This window comes from Virgisporangium aurantiacum (assembly GCF_016863635.1).
In the GTDB taxonomy this organism is placed as follows: Bacteria; Actinomycetota; Actinomycetes; order Mycobacteriales; family Micromonosporaceae; genus Virgisporangium; species Virgisporangium aurantiacum.
Window position 1 is genome coordinate 53499 of the sequence record NZ_BOPG01000085.1, and the last position, 15651, is coordinate 69149.

Genomic DNA, 15651 nt, shown 5'->3' on the forward strand with positions numbered 1-15651 from the left:
ACCGTAACCGCTGCCAACGCTGCCGGCACTTACAGCGCGTGCGTCACCCAGATGTTGGGCTCGACGTACATCGCCATGTCGTGGTCGGTGTCACAGAGTACCGGGACGAGTGCGCCGGGTACCCGAACCGGGCCGGACTCATCGAACGGGAGCCCGGTCCACCGACGCCAGCGGTCCAGCGGGGCGGTGATCGTCATCGAGTGTGGCGCCACCCCGACGATCGTGCCACCGGCCTGTGCGTGCAGCCGCAGCCACGGGTCGACCGGCAGGCCATCCGGGCGGCGCCACGCGATGTACTCGGCCATCGGGACGTCGGGATGCTCGTGCTTGCGCGTCGGCCGGACCGGTACGGCCAGAACCGCATGGCCCAACGCGGCGGCGTTGCGACCGGCCGCGGCGAGCAGAGCCTCGGACAGCCCGGTGCCGCGCAGGCCGGGCGCGACGGTGGCGAACAGCGCCGCCACCAGCGGACCTCGCCGGCCGGCCAGGGCGTCCGCGGCGGCGACGAGCAGGACCGCGTCGTAGCCCCCGGGCGGCAGGTCGCCCTCCGGGGGCGGCGTGTACGGCAGCGTGGAGATCAACCCGGCCGGCGCACCGCCGGCCCGCTCGACGGCCACGAGCGTGTACTCCGGCAACCGGTCGACGAGACTGCGGAACAGCGTCACCGATACCGGGTCGTGGTAGAGGAACGGGGCGGCGGTGTCGTCGGTGAACTCGTCGAGCCGGGCGAGCAGGTCAGGCCGCTCGGCGAACGAGAAGATGTCGACGTCCGGTTGATCCATACCACACCTTTCACACGGGAACGGACACCCTGTCACAGTCCACCCGTTCGGACCACCCGCGGCGGGGAGTCCGGCGGCAAAACTGTTCACCGTGCGGATCTGTCGGCCGATTGGGGGTCGGATGCTCCACCGGGCAAACGGTCCCGCGGTCGTCGCGGGCGGCCGTTGCTGCCCGGACAGGTCCGTTCGGAGGAGAGACGTGTCCAGGCGTGCCTCGTGGTTGTACGCCCTCTGGGTGGGGCTGGTCGTGGTCGTGTACGTCGCGGTGCCCGCGATCGGACCGCTGACGTACGGGGTGATGGTTCTCACCGCCTTCGTCTCGATCATGGTCGGGGTGCGGCGCAACCGGCCCCGCCGCCGGCTGCCGTGGTACCTGTTCGCCGGCGGTCAGCTCTCGTTCGCCGTCGGTACGGTCACGTCGCTCGTGCTCGCCGAGATGCTGCACCGGCGGGCGTTCCCGTCCGTCGCGGACGCGATCTTCCTGGGCATGTTCGTCCCTTTGTCGCTGCTCGCGTTGCGCCAGCTGATCCGCTCGGGAGCGACCGTCCGGGACCGGGCGAGCATGCTGGACGCGATGATCCTGACGGCCGGCGCAGGCCTGCTGTCCTGGACGTTCCTCATCAGCCCGTACCTGGAGAACCCGAACCTGACTCTCGTGGAGAAGGCCATCTCGGTCGCGTATCCGCTCTACGACGTGTTGTTCCTCGCCCTGCTGGTCCGCTTCGCCATCGGCACGGCGCGCAGCCCCAGCGTGAACCTGCTGCTGATCTCCGGCATCGGCATGCTGACCGCCGACGCGCTGTACGGCCTCAGCCAGCTCAACGGCGCCTGGGCCCTGGGCGGCCCGATCGATCTCGGCTGGTTCCTGTACTTCATCGCCGGTGGGGCGGCGGCGCTGCCCCGGTCGATGACCGCTCTGACCGAGCCGCGGGTGGTCCTCGCCCCGACCGAGGTCCACGCGCGGCGGTTGGTGCTCGGGGTCGCCTCCCTGGTGGCGCCCACCATCCTGTTCTTCCAGGCGCTGCACGGCCCGGTGCAGGACGGTCTGGTCATCGCGATCGGGTCCGCGGTGCTCGTGTTGCTCGCGCTTGCCCGGATGTCGGTGGTGGCCGGAGGGCTGCGTCGCACCCTGAACCGTGAGCGGGAACTGCGCCGCGCCTGCGAGGCTTTGCTGGCGGCTACGAACGCCGGCGAGGTGCGTGACGTCGTGCACCGGGCGATCGCGACGCTGCTGCCCCCGGACACGCCCCACCGCGCGGTTCTCCTGCTGGAGGGCCCGGAAACTCGGGACGAGCAGCCGGCGAACGTCAGCATGCGCTACACCCGCAGCCTGCCGGCCTCGGCCGCCGCGGCCCTCGGCAGTTTCGAGCTGACCCTGCACTGTCCGCTCTCGCTGGGCGACCGGTATGTCGGCGATCTGTACGTCGCGGCGGCCGAGGCGCCGCTGGTCGACCTGCAGGAGGCGGCGCCGGTGCTCGTCGGCCAGGCGGCGAGCATCCTGAGCACCTTCGCGCTCAACCGCGAGATCAACCGCCGCGACAGCGAGGCGTACTTCCGCACGCTGATCCTGAACGCGACCGACGTCATCCTGATCGTGGACGCGGGCGGCACGGTCAAGTACGCCAGCCCGTCGGCGCAGGTGGTGTTCGGCACCGACGACCTGGCCGACGTCGACGTGACGACACTGGTCGCCCCGGATCTGCGCGCCGTGCTGACCGGCGACCTGACGCCGGAGGACGCGGACGCCACGGGTGATCAGCAGTGGATCGTGCAACGCCCGGACGGCACCCGGGTCGAGGTCGAAATGACGGTGCGCGATCTGCGCCACGAGCCCACCGTCGACGGACTTGTGCTCACCCTGCGCGACGTCACCGAGCGGCGACGGCTGGAGCGCGAACTGCTGCGGCGGGCCTACATCGACCCGCTCACCGGCCTCGGCAACCGGCTGCAGTTCCAGGACACCGTCCGCAACGCGTGCGTCGACGCCGAAGCGAGCGGCACCGTGGCCGGCGTGCTACTCGTGAACATGGACGACTTCCGCCTGGTCAACGACACCATGGGCCACGACATGGGTGACGCCCTCCTGATCGCGATCGCCGAGCGGCTGGCCGACGGCGTGGCCGGCCACGGGCCGGTCGCCCGGTTGGGCGCCGACGAGTTCGGCACGATCGTCACCGGTGCCGCCGGCGTGGACGAGATCGAGGTCATCGTCGAGCGGGTCATCACCGCGTTCCTGGACCCGTTCCTCATCGCCGGCAGTTCGGTGACGGCACAGCCGACCATCGGCGTGTCCACCACCGCGGACGCCACGGACAGCCAGCAGCTGATCAGCCAGGCCGACGTCGCACTGGGCGCGGCCAAGGGCGCCGGCAAGGCCAGGTGGCGACGGTACGAGGCGTCGCTGCACGCGGCCGTGCTGCAGCGCATGCAACTGCGCGCCGAACTGGACCAGGCCATCGCCGACAACGCGTTCACCCTGCACTACCAGCCGATCGTCGACCTCGCCACCGCCCGCGTCCGGGGGCTGGAGGCGCTGGTGCGATGGCAGCACCCGACCCGCGGGACGGTTCCGCCGCTGGAATTCATCCAGGTCGCCGAGGAGTGCGGGCTGATCGTGCCGCTCGGCGAGTGGGTAATGCGGACCTCGATCGAGACCGCCGCCCGGTGGTACCACCGGTTCGCCGCCGACCCGCCGTACATCAGCGTGAACGTCTCGGTGCGCCAGTTCCGCGCACCAGGGTTCGTCAACCGGGTGCTGGCCACGCTGACCCGGTCCGGCCTGCCGCCCCGCCTGCTCACGGTCGAGATCACCGAGAGCCTCCTACTCGGCGACCACGAGTCCATCGGGGCCGACATCGCCGTGTTGCGGCAGGCCGGGGTCAAGGTCTCGATCGACGACTTCGGTACCGGCTACTCGTCACTGAGCTATCTGCACCGGGTGCCGGTCGACACGCTGAAGCTGGACAAGTCCTTCGTGGACACCATCTCCACCTCGGCCCACCAGCTCGACCTCGTCCGCGGCATCATCCAGCTCGCCGCCACCCTGCGCCTGTCCGTGGTGGCCGAGGGCATCGAGACGGCGGCGGACCAGCAGCTGCTGGTGGAGTCGGGTTGCGCCTACGGCCAGGGGTACCTGTTCGCCCGGCCGCTGCCGGGTGACCAGGTCGACGCCTGGTTGGACGCCCAGGTCGGCCAGCCCGATCGGGTCGGCACGCCGGCCGCGTAAACCGGTGGACGCGTCGCTGGCCGGCGCCGGCGCCGGCAACTGCCCGATCGAACCGTTCGTGGCAGTGGCCACGCTGCTCGGCTGGGGGCACGGCTGTGATCTCTTCGCGCTCCAGGTCACGACCGGATAGGCGCGAACCGCCTCAGCCTGCCCGGACGGACGATCGGGTCTCCAGCCACTGCACCATCTCAGTCGCCGTCATCGGTTCGTTTTCGCCGGCGGCGACGGTTTCGACGCCCAGGATCTCACCGACCGAGGTGACCAGTTGCAGCATCGGACCGTCGCCGGAGGCGAGGAGACCGGGATCGACCTTGATCTGGTGAATGGGCAGCGAGCGCAGCCCGACCAGCGACCCCGAGGTGGACCCGAAGCGGTCCACGGCGATGCGGACGCCGAGCCCCGCCACCGTACGGAGCAGGTCCCCCACCCGCGCGTCGTCGAGGTGCTCGGACTCGATCACCTGGAGGATGAGCCGGTCAGGGGACAACTGCGTGGCGGCGAGGACGTCGGCGATGGTGTCGGCGAGGTCGCCGACCAGCACCTGACGAGCCATCACGCTCACTCCCACGCGGAGATCGCCGGCGCCGGGCAGGTTCGACCATCCGGCCAGGTGCCCGCAGGCGGCGGCAAGGATGCCGGCTCCGATGTCGGACACATGCCCGGATCGCTCGGCCACCGGCATGAACTCGTCCGGCGGTAGCATCCCGAGACTGGGGTGCTGCCAGTAGCCAAGTGCCTCGACACCGACCAGATCCCCGGTCTGCAGGTTCATCACCGGTCGGTACCGCATCACCAGTTCCCCGCGGTCGACAGCGTGGCCGAGGTGCTCCTCCAGCTCCCGGTGGTGGGCGATCGCCCCGTGCCGGTCGGTCGTGAAGCGTTCGACCCGGTTCTTGCCCCGGGCCTTCGCCGAGTACATCGCGATATCGGCGCATCGGATCAGGTCCGCGGCGGTCAGGCCCGGCTCGGCGGCCGCCACACCGATGCTGGCGCCCACCGACACCGTGGCCGCGGTGAGTCGCACCGGTTCGATGAGTCTCAGACACAGACCTTCGGCGATCCGCACCGCCTCGGCGGCCTCGCCCACGTCGGTGAGCAGCAGGGCGAATTCGTCTCCGCCGAACCGCGCCGGAACGCTCGTCGGCCCGCCCACCTCGGCGAGTCGCCGGGCAACCTCGACCAGCAACTCGTCGCCGGCGCCGTGCCCGTGGACGTCGTTGACCTTCTTGAAGTCGTCCAGGTCGATGTTGAGCAGCGCCACGGTGCCCGTGCCGGTGTCCACCGCCCGCATGAGCTCGTTGGTGAACAGCTTGCGCGTCGGCAGGTTCGTGAGGTGGTCATGGTGCGCCTGATGCGTGAGTTCCGCAGTGGACCGGCAGCTCACCTCCGCCAGCGCCACCTGGTTGACGAGGTTGGTGAAGGCGTCGAAGACTCCGTCGGGAACCGCGCGGGGGCCGCCGGTCAGCAGGAACCGGTCGAAGTCCTTGCCGACGATCGTCGCTCCACGCCAGGACCGAACCTGCTCCGCATGCCGACCGAGATCCCGCAGTTGCGGGTCCGACCAGGACGTCGAGACGGCGCCGAGTGCGGCGATCACCGCCATCGGCATCGTCGTGCCGATGACCTCCGATGCGAACCCCGCCTGCGCGACGACAATCGCAGCGCCGTCCCGCTCCACCGCGACCGCCGCGACAATGCCCGGACTGGCGGCGACCAGGTCGGCGAGCGTCTCGTCCCCGATCAGCCGCGCCTGCGTCAGGTCGGTGACCCCCAGCAGCCGGCGGCCACTACCGGCCAGCACGCTCTCGCGCGCACTCGACTGCTCCTGTCGCACCAGCACCACGTACAGGTACCGGATCACGATCGAGATGAGGAGAACCTGCGGAAGGATCGACAGGACAGTCGCCGAGTTCCACTCGATCGGGCGGTTCCCCGTGAACGGAGACAACGCCACACTGACCGGGATCGCGACGACAGCACCGACGCTACGCAGCAGCCACATCGGCGTCGAGCCGTACATCGACAGCGCGATGACAACAGCGATAGTCAGACCCGTGGAGCCGAGCGAGTCGATCAGCCCACTTCCGGCCCCGACGATCAGGGTGGGCACGAGGACCGGATCGAGCCACCCGGTCCGCTTGCGTCGGTAGGCAGCGACGACAAACGCAACCATCAGACCCATCGCCACAGCTGACGCAAGATGCCACACCCGTCCGTGCGCCACGCTGCCGATCTGGCTGAACGACACGCACGTGGTCAAGCAGGCGAACAGCACGGTGGCCACGCGAGCGCGGGCCAGCGAGCCGGTCGGAAGCCGGAGTCGAAAACGGTCCACGCCGTGACAGGTCGGCAGGCCAACACCAACCCTGAGCTGTACCGGGACAGGCGGCCGGCCAGCGCGACGAGGGGTCATGCAGCGGATCAGTTGGCAGACAGGTTCACCCGTCATGCGTCGGCCAGCGGGCCGTGGTACCACTCCACCGTCTCGGGAAAGCTGGCCAACAGGCCGGTGTCCGTTCGCCAACCCCTGGCCGCAGACAGGGCGTGTTCCCGTGCCCGGTTCTCCACCTCGGGGTCCAGGTCGCCTGACAGCCGCGGCCGTCGGGCATTCATCGATCGTCCACACAACCTTCGATGATCAACCGACGGCCCTTCCACGTCTCGCCGCCACACCGGACAAAGATCCCAACCCGCGGCTGTGGTACCAGCTCGCGCCGCCATGACAGACACCATATGAATGGATCACGCGCGTCGTAGTTGATTCCAGTCGATAGCCTCGGCGCCGACCAAGCGGAGACGAGGTGAGGGAACCTTGAAACGGACGATCGTCATCGGGCCTCTGATCGGCGTGATGCTGGCATCGCTGAGCGGTTGCGACGGTATATGGACCGACGGTGGCCAAGCCGGCAACGACGCGCCAGCGGTGAGCGAGAGCGCGACGCCGAGCCCGAAGCCGGAACTGGTCCTCGCGACGGCCGTCATCGGGCTGGGCAAGCAGAACCTGAAGTTCACGGTCGATGGGGGCAAGGGCGACGTGCGCAGTGGAAGCCTCGATGCCGCCAGTGGTGCCGTCAAGGTGACTGCCGACGTCGGCGGGTCCCCGACGGAGCTGATCACCTACCGCGACGACATCTACATCGGTGGGCTTCGGGGCGACGGCAAGTGGTTCCATGCGCGGGTCCCGAACTTCAAGGACAGTGCGATCCCTTTCCTGGCGATGGCCGACCCGCTGTTCGGAGCGAGCTTCCTCGGCTCTGCTTCGGATGTCCAGCAGAGCCAGCCGAACACCCTCAGCGGCACCGCGGACCTGACCAGAGTGATTGCCAGCGGAACCACTCAGCTCATCGCGTACGCCTTCGGGAAGGCAGCCGGAGCGGAAGCGACGGCGCTACCTTTCACCGCGACGGTGGACGACGCCGGTGCGCTGTCGGCCGTCAACATGGTCTTCCCCAAGGCCGACCGCGGCAAGGATCTGGTGTACAACCTGAAGATCACCGAGGTGGGTGGGGCCGTCACGATCACCGTTCCGGCGGAGGGCGACACGGTCCCGGCACCGGCCGACTTCTACACGGCGCCGTAGCTCGCGGGACGCTCGAGCCGGGTCTCGGTCCACCCGAACGAGGGACCGGCGGTGCGATCCCCCCATCCGCGTCGGGCCGGACGGCCACCGATCGTGCGGTCCATCCGCATCTGGTGCTGCGACTGGCCCGTGAGAATGACTCGTGGGGGTATCGAAGGATCCACGGCGAACTCCTCACGCTCGGAATCAGGGTCGCCGCATCGACCGTCTGGGAAGTCCTGAAGAACGCCGGGATCGACCCAGCTCCGGATCGCACCTGCACGACGTGGGCGACGTTCCTGCGCGGGCAAGCCGAGGCGATCCAGCGTGGGTCACCCAGAGCACCCGCAACCTGTTCATGGACCTTGAGGACGCCGGCTGCCGGTTCCGGCATCTCGTCCGCGACCGGGACGGGAAGTACCCGGCCATGATCGACACCATCCTCGCCGACGCCGGGATCGAAACGGTCCTGACCGGCGTACGCATGCCCCGGATGAACTAGCTGATCGAGCGCTGGATCCAAACCTGCCGCCGCGAACTCCTCGACCGCACCCTGATCTGGAACCCGGCTCACCCATGCACGCCCTACGCGAATACGAAACGCACTACAACACACATCGGCCCCATCGGGGCATCGCCGGCGCCGCACCACTACGCCCACTCCCCCAACCGATCGCCAACCCAGGCGCTGTCACCCCGCTACGCATCCACCGACATGGCGTTGCATATACGAATCATGTACGGCCCGTTCATACGCTGCCGACGTCCGAAGCTTTCAGGCGTCTGATCGAACGGGAGCCAGCATGTCCCTCATGTCAATGCGCAGGGTCGTCGCCGCCGCGGCGATGGCCTTTGCCGCCGTCGCCGTGTCGGGGGTACCGGCGACGCAGGCGGGTGCCCACCCGGAGGACGAGAAAGTCGGTGTGAACTACAAGATCACTCACAACGGGAGTTTGATCAACTTCGGCGGCCGGTACTTCAGCGACTACGTCGAACAGCACAACCTCTTCCCCGACCAAACCCTCCAGATATACGTCGTCGGCACGGACTACGCCGTCTGGACGCGGTGGCGGACCATCAACGGTGTCATGAGCGACTGGAGGTCCCTCGGTGGGAAGGTCCGGTCCCATGACCCCCGCAGCATCGGGTTCGTCGGCACCCAGGCCGTGCCAAAACTGCGCGTGATCGGTACCGACGAGAACAGGTGGTGCAACGAGCGCCGCCCCAGCGGTTCCTGGACCGGCTGGGTCAGGTGCGACTGATCGGGTGACGGCGGGCGCTCCGGTGACTGCGGTCGCCGGAGCGCCCTTCGACCTCGGTACCCGGCGACAGCCCGGCCACCGCCTGCAGCACGGGTCAATCATCTCTCTGTCCTCCCTCCTGGGGTGTCGGTAAGAAACGTGTCACCAGATCCAATCGCGATCGATGTCGACCGTTGATCAGCGAGGTGCCAACTCGACATCGCCGGCGTCACCTTCCTGCCGGTGCCATCCGTGGGGTTGTCGAGCGGGAGCTACGCGCGACGTCTGCGGCCCGCCGGTGGCAGCCGATCGATGGCGCGCCACGCGGTCGCGGGCCGTAGCGCTGACCTTCGGTGTAGGTCTTCAACAGACCGTGGGCGCGTTCGTCGGCCGGCGGCGTACAGGAAGCGTCGGGGACCTACCGCGCCTACATGGTGGGGGCCTGTGAGGCCGTTCGTGAGGTTCCCGTCCTGAAGCCGGGCGGCTTACATACACCGCGATAGTGGTCTTTTTGGTTGCGACGAGACGCCGTCGGAGTTGCCTACCACGGCCCGGTATGGCGGTGGTGCGCGACGGGCTCGGTTGCGCCTGGCTCCCGCCACCCGACTGGGCGACCGCCGCAGCGGTGCCTCTCCTTGGCCGGTCCGCGCTTCAGCGCGCAGAGACCGGCCGGTCGGACTTGTGGATTTCGAGCGGGACGCCCGGACCGTAGCGGGCAGGCAGTTCCCGACGTGCCCGGTCGATGTCCTCGGGGACACCGATCTCGACCACTCCGCGAATGAAGTCGGCGCCCATGGAGCCGATGACGATGCCCCGGTCGCCCCAGTACGTCACGTCGTTGTAGACCTGCTGCAGCCGGGCGGACAGCTCGACATCGGAGTACTTCGCGTCCAGCACCTCGACGCAGTCGGCGGCGAACTCGCGTAGCACCCAGCGGTCGAAGTCGGCCGACGGCTTGCGGAACACCTGGATCCGGTCACGCTCGAGCACGAGCCGCACTCCGGCGTACACGCTGGCGTACTGGCTGCGTGCTGCCGGATCCAGACGCTCGAAGACGGGGATGAGCTTGGCCATGTTGGTGGCCTGGCCGGTTTCGGCCGGTTTGCCGTCAGGTCCGACCCTGGATGGTGAGGTCGTCGCGGTGGCGCAGCCCGAGGTGCGGACCACCGGTCCGGCCGGGTCTGTCGTGGCCGACGGTGCCGTTGAGCGGGCCGGTTGCGGTGCGGATGGATCCGGCCGGCCGCCGGGGGCGGGCCAGGCCACCAGGGCCAGGACCAGTGCCGCAATCGGGACCAGCGTCCCCGCAGCCGTCGCTAGGCGGCGGCGCGTGGCGGCGGCCCGGCGTCCGCGTGCGAGCGCCGCAATGGTGTCGATGCCGCTTGGCGGCTCGTCACCGAGGGCTGTGGACAGCAGCTCTCGCACCATGAGGTCGTCCATTCCCGTCACGCCCCTTCCGCGCTAGCAGCGAGCCCGTCCCCGAGGTGAACGCGCAACGCCTGAAGCCCGCGGGCGGTATGGCTCTTGACCGCCCCGACACTGCAGCCCAGCGCAGCCGCGGTCTGCTCGATCGACATGTCCTGCCAGAAGCGCAGCACCACCGCCGCGCGCTGCCGCCGTGGCAGCCGGGCCAGCGCGTCGAGAACCAGGCGCTGCTGGTCTACCCGAGCCGCCGCGTCAGCCATCGCGTGGTCCGGCGTGACGGCGACGGAGTACTCGCGCCGCCGCCACGGCCGGCGCCATTCGTCGACCAGCGCGTGTACCAGCACCCGCCACGCATACGCATCGACATCGTCACGCTGCTGCAGCCGCGACCAGGCCAGGTACAGCTTGGTCAGCGTCTGCTGGGCGGCATCGTCGGCGGCGTACCAGTCACCACAAATCAGGAAGGCAGTCTGGCGCAGCCGGGCCGCCCGCGTACCGACCCAGCTCACGTAATCCCGCTCGTCGTCCGCCCGCATCGACCGATGTCCTCCCCTCGCGATATACACGGCCCACGGCCGGCCGCAGGATTACCGCGGGCGGCACCAATCTCGGACGGCCCACAACACGACACCGTTCCCGAAACGACCAACTGGGTGAGGACGACGCGACGCCAAGATCGAACAAGTAGCCGCAAGTGGCTCGGCATATGATCGGCGCGTGGCTCGTGGTGAGGGCAAGCAGGGGTCGGAGACCTCCGATACCACGGCCGCTGCGCATGCACGCCGACCTGCAGGAACACTCTGACCGCACCGGCCGGATCCGCCCGGTCTTACGTGGTCCAGCTAATGCCGGTGGTGCGTGGCCATGTCGCCTACGGTGCGTTCCCAACCCGATTTCTAAGGGCTGTGTGGCTAGACCAGTTCCAGGAGGATGCCGTCTTCGGACTCGGTGCCGCCTGGACCGTGATCGCGAATGATGTCGACGATCTGGTCGAACAGGGTCGGCCCCTGCCGGCTGTTGGCTCTGGCGAGGTCGGCCTCGACCCGTGCGCGGTTGGCTGGGTGGCAGGTGGCGAGCAGGCCCTCCAAGCGTTGGGCGGTCGCCTCGTAGCCGAGTGCGGCGCTGGACAACTTGGAGTTGAGCCACCTCAGGATCCACCCGTCCTCCGGTGTGCCAAAGCCGCCTCGGAGGATGTCGTTGAAGGCATCCAAGTTCCCGGACCAGATGTAGTCATCGAGTAGACGTGTGAACTCGCGGGCGAACCCCGCGAAGTCGGAGAAGGCGGCGCCGTCGATGACCAGCACCGGGAGATCACTCGGCTTGATCACAACGCGAGTATGAACGCAGGGGTCAGCGATGCCCCTCATCGCGGCTCGGCCACAGCACGGACCATCCGTTGGTGTGATCATCGCGAACTCTCATGCCGCGAGCACCGCTCACTACCGACCCGCTCGCCGGACCTGCCCGCGCCGCTGCGGAAGCCGGCGAGCGCGACCCGGCCCGAACGCTGGCCATCGAGGCCGAACATGTCACCGGCACGATCACCAACCCGAACCAGCAGGCACAGGCCCTCGCCCAACTGGCCCGGGCGATTCTCACGTCGGACTGCTGGGGCCGGACACTTCTCAGATGTCGCCGGGGCCGGCCGATGAGCTGACAAAGGTGGCGCGAAGGCGAGGCGGCCAGATGTACGGCTTGGTCAACCAGGGTGTCCAGGATCTCGTCGTCGAGTTGGGCGGCGAGGAGCTGTGGGCTGCCATCAAGCAGCGGGCCGGCGTGGAGTTCGAGACGTTCGTCGGGATGGACGTCTACCCCGACGAGATCACCGAACGGCTGGTGCTCGCGGTCAGCGAGACGCTGGGCATCACCCCGGCGGAGGTGCTGCGGGCGTTCGGAAAGCACTGGATCCTCTACACCGGACGCAAGGGGTACGGCGCGGTGTTCGAGACCATGGGACGCACGTTGCCGGAGTTTCTCGGAAATCTCGACGCGATGCACGCCCGGCTCAGCTTGAGTATGCCGCACCTTGAGCCACCGTCGTTCGTGTGCGAGCAGATCGGGCCAAACCAGCTGCGGCTGGAGTACTACTCGCACCGCCGTGGGCTGGCGCCGATGGTGGCCGGGCTGCTCGACGGACTCGGCGAGGTGTTCGGGCTCGAGGTCCGCACCAAGCAGATCCTCAGCACCGACGACGGCGCCGACCACGACGAGTTCGTGATCGACTTCGACGAGGGCGCGGAGTTCGCGGACGCGCGATGACATTCGACACCGCGCAGACGTTCGCGGCTGGTCGGCGGTGGAGCCCGCGGCCGCAACTGTTCGCCGCGGCCTTCCCGTTCCACCTCGTGCTCGACCGGGACCTCCGGATCGTCCAGTTCGGACCGTCGTTGCACCGGCTGTGCCCGACCCTCGCGGTCGACTCCCCGTTCGAGAGTCACTTCACGGTGACCACGCCGCGACGGGTGTCCACGTTCGAGGCGATGGCGAACCGGTCGCGGTCGATGTTCCTGCTGCGCGGCGTCTCCAACGGTCACGTCACGTTGCGCGGCCAGATGCTTCACGACGACCTCGACCAGATGCTGTTCTTCGTCGGGTCGCCCTGGGTGACCGACACCACCGCGCTGCAGGGGCTGGGCCTGACCCTTGACGATTTCGCCGCGTCCGACGCCGTGATCGACTACGTGCTGCTATTGCAGAACCAGGCGACGGCGCTGGCGACGGCCCGCGACCTGGCCACCCGCCTCCAGAAGTCGGCCGAGGAACTGACCCACCAGGCGTTCCACGACTCGCTCACCGGTCTGCCCAACCGCAACCTGCTCGCCGAACGCCTCCAGGCGGTGGCGGCGCCCGACCACGACTCGACCTGCGAGCACTTCTCGGTGCTCATGCTCGACCTGGACGGCTTCAAGGCCGTCAACGATAGTTACGGCCACTCCGCCGGGGACGAACTGCTGCGCATCGTCGCGGAGCGGCTGCGGCGCACGGTCCGCCCCCGCGACCTCGTCGCCCGGCTGGGCGGCGACGAGTTCGCCATCCTGGTCGAACCCGGTGCGGACCACCGGACTGAGCCGTCCGCCGCGTTCGTCACAACCGACGGGCCAACCGCGGCGGACATCGCCGACCGCGCGTTGGCTGCCCTGCGGGAACCGGTCAGCCTTCCGCCACCGGCCGACGTGACGATCCAGATCGCGGTCAGCGTCGGCATCGCCGCGTGCGGCGGCACGGGTACCGCCGACGACATCCTCCGCAACGCCGACCTGGCGATGTATGTGGCGAAGGGCGCCGGCAAGGACCGGCACGAACGCTTCGAGCCGATCATGCACTCGGCCGCGCTGGCGCGCCTCGAACTGGCGACCGCACTGCGCACAGCGGTCGCCGGCCGGGAACTGCTGCTGCATTACCAGCCGATCGTCGACACCCGCACCGGTCGCATCGACGGCGTGGAGGCGTTGCTGCGCTGGCCGCATCCGCAGCGCGGGTTCATCTCCCCGGACGAGTTCATTCCCGTCGCCGAGTCGATCGGGGTCATCGGCGACCTTGGGAACTGGGTCCTGCGCACGGCGTGCACCCGGGTGAGCCAGTGGCCGAACCTGAGGCTCGCGGTGAACGTCTCGCCGCTGCAACTGGGGCCGGCGCTGCCCGGCCAGGTCCGGGCGGCGCTGGCCGACGCCGGTCTCAGCGCCGACCGCCTCACCCTTGAGATCACCGAGACCATGCTCGCGGCCGACAGCCCGCACGTCCGGGCGTGCCTACAGGAGATCGCGGCGGACGGCGTCAAGCTCGCCGTCGACGATTTCGGCACCGGCCATTCGTCGCTGAGCCGGCTGCGCAGCTTCCCCATCCACGAACTGAAGATCGACAAGTCGTTCGTCATCGGGCTCGCCACCGGCGACTCCCACCCCGGCCTGGTCGCCGGGGTCATCGCCCTCGCGCACGGCATCGACCTCGAGGTCGTGGCCGAAGGAGTGGAGAGCAGCGGCGAGTACATCCTGCTAAAGAACCTCGGCTGCGAACATGCGCAGGGCTACCATCTGGGTCGCCCGGTTCCACCCGAGGACATCGACGCCCTTCTCAGACAGCACCCGACGCAGCCGCTGTCCTGACTGACTCCAGGATGACCTTCGCCATCTGTTCGGGGTAGGTGATCATCGGCCAGTGCCCGCTGCCGATGGTGCGGTCCGGATCGATATCGGGGGCCGCCGGCGGCGTGGTTCGCAGACAGCGCGCGTAGGTCATTTTCCGCTGTTCGTAGGCTGAGTGATCGCCGGCTGGGCGTAGGTGGTACTACGACTAGGTATACAACGCCGCACGGGCATCGACCACGTGCGACAAGTACACCCCGCGGTAGCAGTTGTCGCCGCTCGCGCGCGATTCGCTCTTCCGAGTACGACGTGTCGATGACCTCAACGTCAATGGTCCCGCCCTCAGCCGGCGTCACGACTCCGATCGCCGGGTCGTACTCCGGCACGGACAACGAGTTTCTCGGCCATGGCAGACATCCGGCAGTGGTGAGCCGAGTTGCGTGAGGAGCCCGTACGGCACGCCGCACCGCAGGGCGAGCAGCAGACCGGTCCGCAGGAGCCGGGAGAGGAGTGATCGCAGGTAGCATGCGGTTGGAGTTACCGTGGCGGCATGGCAGAGACCCAGCGGGAGCCCGTGCCACGCGTCGACTCCGGCGAACTCGACACCGCCCTGGCGTTCCTGTCCTTCGCCCGGCACTGCGTGTTGAAGAAGGCCGACGGGCTGTCCGACAAACAGCTGCGCCGCGTCCTGGTCGACAGCGGCACCTCCATCCTGGGTCTCGTCCAGCATCTGGCCGAGGCGGAGCGATACTGGTTCGGCCACCACCTCGTCGGAGCCGCCTGGGACGCGGACGACGAATATGGAATGACCGTTCCGGCCGACCACGTCGCCGCCGACGTGCTGCAGAACTACCGGGCGGCGATCGAGGACAGTGACCGCGCGATCCGCGCTGTTGGCGACCCGGACTCCCGCTTCGCCGTCCCGGTCGACGGCAACAGACACACGCTGCGGTGGGTCATGGCCCACATGACAAGCGAGACCGCCCGGCATGCCGGGCACGCCGACATCCTCCGCGAACGACTCGACGGCACCACCGGACGCTGACCTGACTTCCCGGGCCGTCACCGCCGCGACACGAGATGAACCTGCTCATCGTCCCGGTGGTCGTCGGCCAAGGCATGCGGCTGTTCCCCGGCATCGGCCCGGACATCGCGCTGGACCTGGTCGACTCGCGAACCTTCCCGAAGGGCATAACCCTCCAGATCTACCGGCCCACCGGACGCCCGCAGTACGCCACCACCTGAAACAGGCGACAGGTGACGCACTGCGGGCGCGGTTGTCCTCATCGTCCCGATCACCGTTCGCGACCAGTGGTCCCGTGGCGCAGACGAGAGGCCA

The 15651-nt window shown here is 68.8% G+C and carries 15 protein-coding genes and 1 pseudogene; 10 read left to right on the forward strand and 6 right to left on the reverse strand.

Annotated features, from left to right (window positions below; genetic code table 11):
* Positions 1-29: 29 nt before the first annotated feature.
* Positions 30-782, reverse strand: a complete 753-nt coding sequence (locus Vau01_RS52400) for an N-acetyltransferase (RefSeq protein ID WP_204008974.1) — start codon at positions 780-782, stop codon at positions 30-32.
* Between the two features lie 199 nt (positions 783-981).
* Between Vau01_RS52400 and Vau01_RS52405 the strand changes: the two genes are divergently transcribed.
* Positions 982-4008 (forward strand): putative bifunctional diguanylate cyclase/phosphodiesterase, encoded by a 3027-nt coding sequence (locus tag Vau01_RS52405; RefSeq protein WP_204008976.1) that lies wholly within the window; start codon positions 982-984, stop codon positions 4006-4008.
* A 1-nt stretch (position 4009) separates the two neighbouring features.
* Positions 4010-4120: pseudogene (locus Vau01_RS52410) on the forward strand (4-hydroxy-2-oxovalerate aldolase); the annotation flags it as partial.
* 30 nt (positions 4121-4150) lie between these two features.
* On the opposite strand, the gene Vau01_RS52415 reads toward Vau01_RS52410, so the two are convergent.
* Positions 4151-6190, reverse strand: coding sequence for a putative bifunctional diguanylate cyclase/phosphodiesterase (locus Vau01_RS52415; RefSeq protein ID WP_204008978.1), 2040 nt, complete (start codon positions 6188-6190; stop codon positions 4151-4153).
* A gap of 263 nt (positions 6191-6453) precedes the next feature.
* Positions 6454-6621 (reverse strand): hypothetical protein, encoded by a 168-nt coding sequence (locus Vau01_RS52420; protein WP_204008980.1) that lies wholly within the window; start codon positions 6619-6621, stop codon positions 6454-6456.
* A 199-nt stretch (positions 6622-6820) separates the two neighbouring features.
* On the opposite strand from Vau01_RS52420, the gene Vau01_RS52425 reads away from it, so the two are divergent.
* From Vau01_RS52425 to Vau01_RS52435, 3 genes are all read left to right on the forward strand, one after another.
* On the forward strand, positions 6821-7588 hold the full coding sequence (locus tag Vau01_RS52425) for a hypothetical protein (RefSeq protein ID WP_204008981.1): 768 nt from the start codon (positions 6821-6823) through the stop codon (positions 7586-7588).
* 337 nt (positions 7589-7925) lie between these two features.
* Positions 7926-8069: a hypothetical protein gene (locus Vau01_RS64100; protein ID WP_239152688.1), complete on the forward strand. Its 144-nt coding sequence runs from the start codon at positions 7926-7928 to the stop codon at positions 8067-8069.
* Positions 8070-8370: 301 nt separating this feature from the next.
* Complete coding sequence (locus Vau01_RS52435; protein WP_204009040.1) at positions 8371-8829, forward strand: DUF8189 domain-containing protein; 459 nt, start codon at positions 8371-8373, stop codon at positions 8827-8829.
* A 630-nt stretch (positions 8830-9459) separates the two neighbouring features.
* Here the strand turns inward: Vau01_RS52435 and Vau01_RS52440 are convergent.
* The 3 genes from Vau01_RS52440 to Vau01_RS52450 all read right to left on the reverse strand — a co-directional run bounded on the left by Vau01_RS52440 (position 9460) and on the right by Vau01_RS52450 (position 11534).
* Complete coding sequence (locus Vau01_RS52440; protein ID WP_204008983.1) at positions 9460-10254, reverse strand: hypothetical protein; 795 nt, start codon at positions 10252-10254, stop codon at positions 9460-9462.
* Positions 10251-10766 carry a SigE family RNA polymerase sigma factor gene (locus Vau01_RS52445; protein ID WP_204008984.1) on the reverse strand — a complete coding sequence of 172 codons (516 nt, stop codon included), beginning with the start codon at positions 10764-10766 and terminating at the stop codon, positions 10251-10253. Before Vau01_RS52445 ends, Vau01_RS52440 begins: the two co-directional genes overlap by 4 nt.
* Positions 10767-11141: 375 nt before the next feature.
* Positions 11142-11534 (reverse strand): barstar family protein, encoded by a 393-nt coding sequence (locus Vau01_RS52450; protein WP_204008986.1) that lies wholly within the window; start codon positions 11532-11534, stop codon positions 11142-11144.
* Between the two features lie 116 nt (positions 11535-11650).
* Here Vau01_RS52450 and Vau01_RS52455 point away from each other — a divergent pair, with 116 nt between their 5' ends.
* From Vau01_RS52455 to Vau01_RS52475, 5 genes are all read left to right on the forward strand, one after another.
* Positions 11651-11887 carry a hypothetical protein gene (locus Vau01_RS52455; RefSeq protein WP_204008988.1) on the forward strand — a complete coding sequence of 79 codons (237 nt, stop codon included), beginning with the start codon at positions 11651-11653 and terminating at the stop codon, positions 11885-11887.
* Positions 11888-11916: 29 nt separating this feature from the next.
* Complete coding sequence (locus Vau01_RS52460; protein WP_204008990.1) at positions 11917-12489, forward strand: heme NO-binding domain-containing protein; 573 nt, start codon at positions 11917-11919, stop codon at positions 12487-12489.
* Entirely contained in the window at positions 12486-14333 is a 1848-nt protein-coding gene (locus Vau01_RS52465; RefSeq protein WP_204008992.1) for a putative bifunctional diguanylate cyclase/phosphodiesterase, read from the forward strand. The genes Vau01_RS52460 and Vau01_RS52465 overlap by 4 nt, the downstream gene beginning before the upstream one ends.
* Before the next feature lie 529 nt (positions 14334-14862).
* Positions 14863-15357, forward strand: coding sequence for a DinB family protein (locus Vau01_RS52470; RefSeq protein ID WP_204008994.1), 495 nt, complete (start codon positions 14863-14865; stop codon positions 15355-15357).
* 35 nt (positions 15358-15392) lie between these two features.
* Entirely contained in the window at positions 15393-15557 is a 165-nt protein-coding gene (locus Vau01_RS52475) for a dihydrofolate reductase family protein (protein ID WP_204008995.1), read from the forward strand.
* Positions 15558-15651: the final 94 nt, after the last annotated feature.

Excerpts from the sequence above, each read along its gene's own strand:
- Vau01_RS52445 (WP_204008984.1), bottom strand. The coding sequence starts at position 10,766 with ATGCGGGCGGACGACGAGCGGGATTACGTGAGCTGGGTCGGTACGCGG.
- Vau01_RS52400 (WP_204008974.1), bottom strand. The coding sequence starts at position 782 with ATGGATCAACCGGACGTCGACATCTTCTCGTTCGCCGAGCGGCCTGAC.
- Vau01_RS64100 (WP_239152688.1), top strand. The coding sequence starts at position 7,926 with ATGGACCTTGAGGACGCCGGCTGCCGGTTCCGGCATCTCGTCCGCGAC.
- Vau01_RS52455 (WP_204008988.1), top strand. The coding sequence starts at position 11,651 with ATGCCGCGAGCACCGCTCACTACCGACCCGCTCGCCGGACCTGCCCGC.
- Vau01_RS52460 (WP_204008990.1), top strand. The coding sequence starts at position 11,917 with ATGTACGGCTTGGTCAACCAGGGTGTCCAGGATCTCGTCGTCGAGTTG.
- Vau01_RS52435 (WP_204009040.1), top strand. The coding sequence starts at position 8,371 with ATGTCCCTCATGTCAATGCGCAGGGTCGTCGCCGCCGCGGCGATGGCC.
- Vau01_RS52420 (WP_204008980.1), bottom strand. The coding sequence starts at position 6,621 with ATGAATGCCCGACGGCCGCGGCTGTCAGGCGACCTGGACCCCGAGGTG.
- Vau01_RS52415 (WP_204008978.1), bottom strand. The coding sequence starts at position 6,190 with ATGGGTCTGATGGTTGCGTTTGTCGTCGCTGCCTACCGACGCAAGCGG.
- Vau01_RS52475 (WP_204008995.1), top strand. The coding sequence starts at position 15,393 with ATGAACCTGCTCATCGTCCCGGTGGTCGTCGGCCAAGGCATGCGGCTG.
- Vau01_RS52470 (WP_204008994.1), top strand. The coding sequence starts at position 14,863 with ATGGCAGAGACCCAGCGGGAGCCCGTGCCACGCGTCGACTCCGGCGAA.
- Vau01_RS52465 (WP_204008992.1), top strand. The coding sequence starts at position 12,486 with ATGACATTCGACACCGCGCAGACGTTCGCGGCTGGTCGGCGGTGGAGC.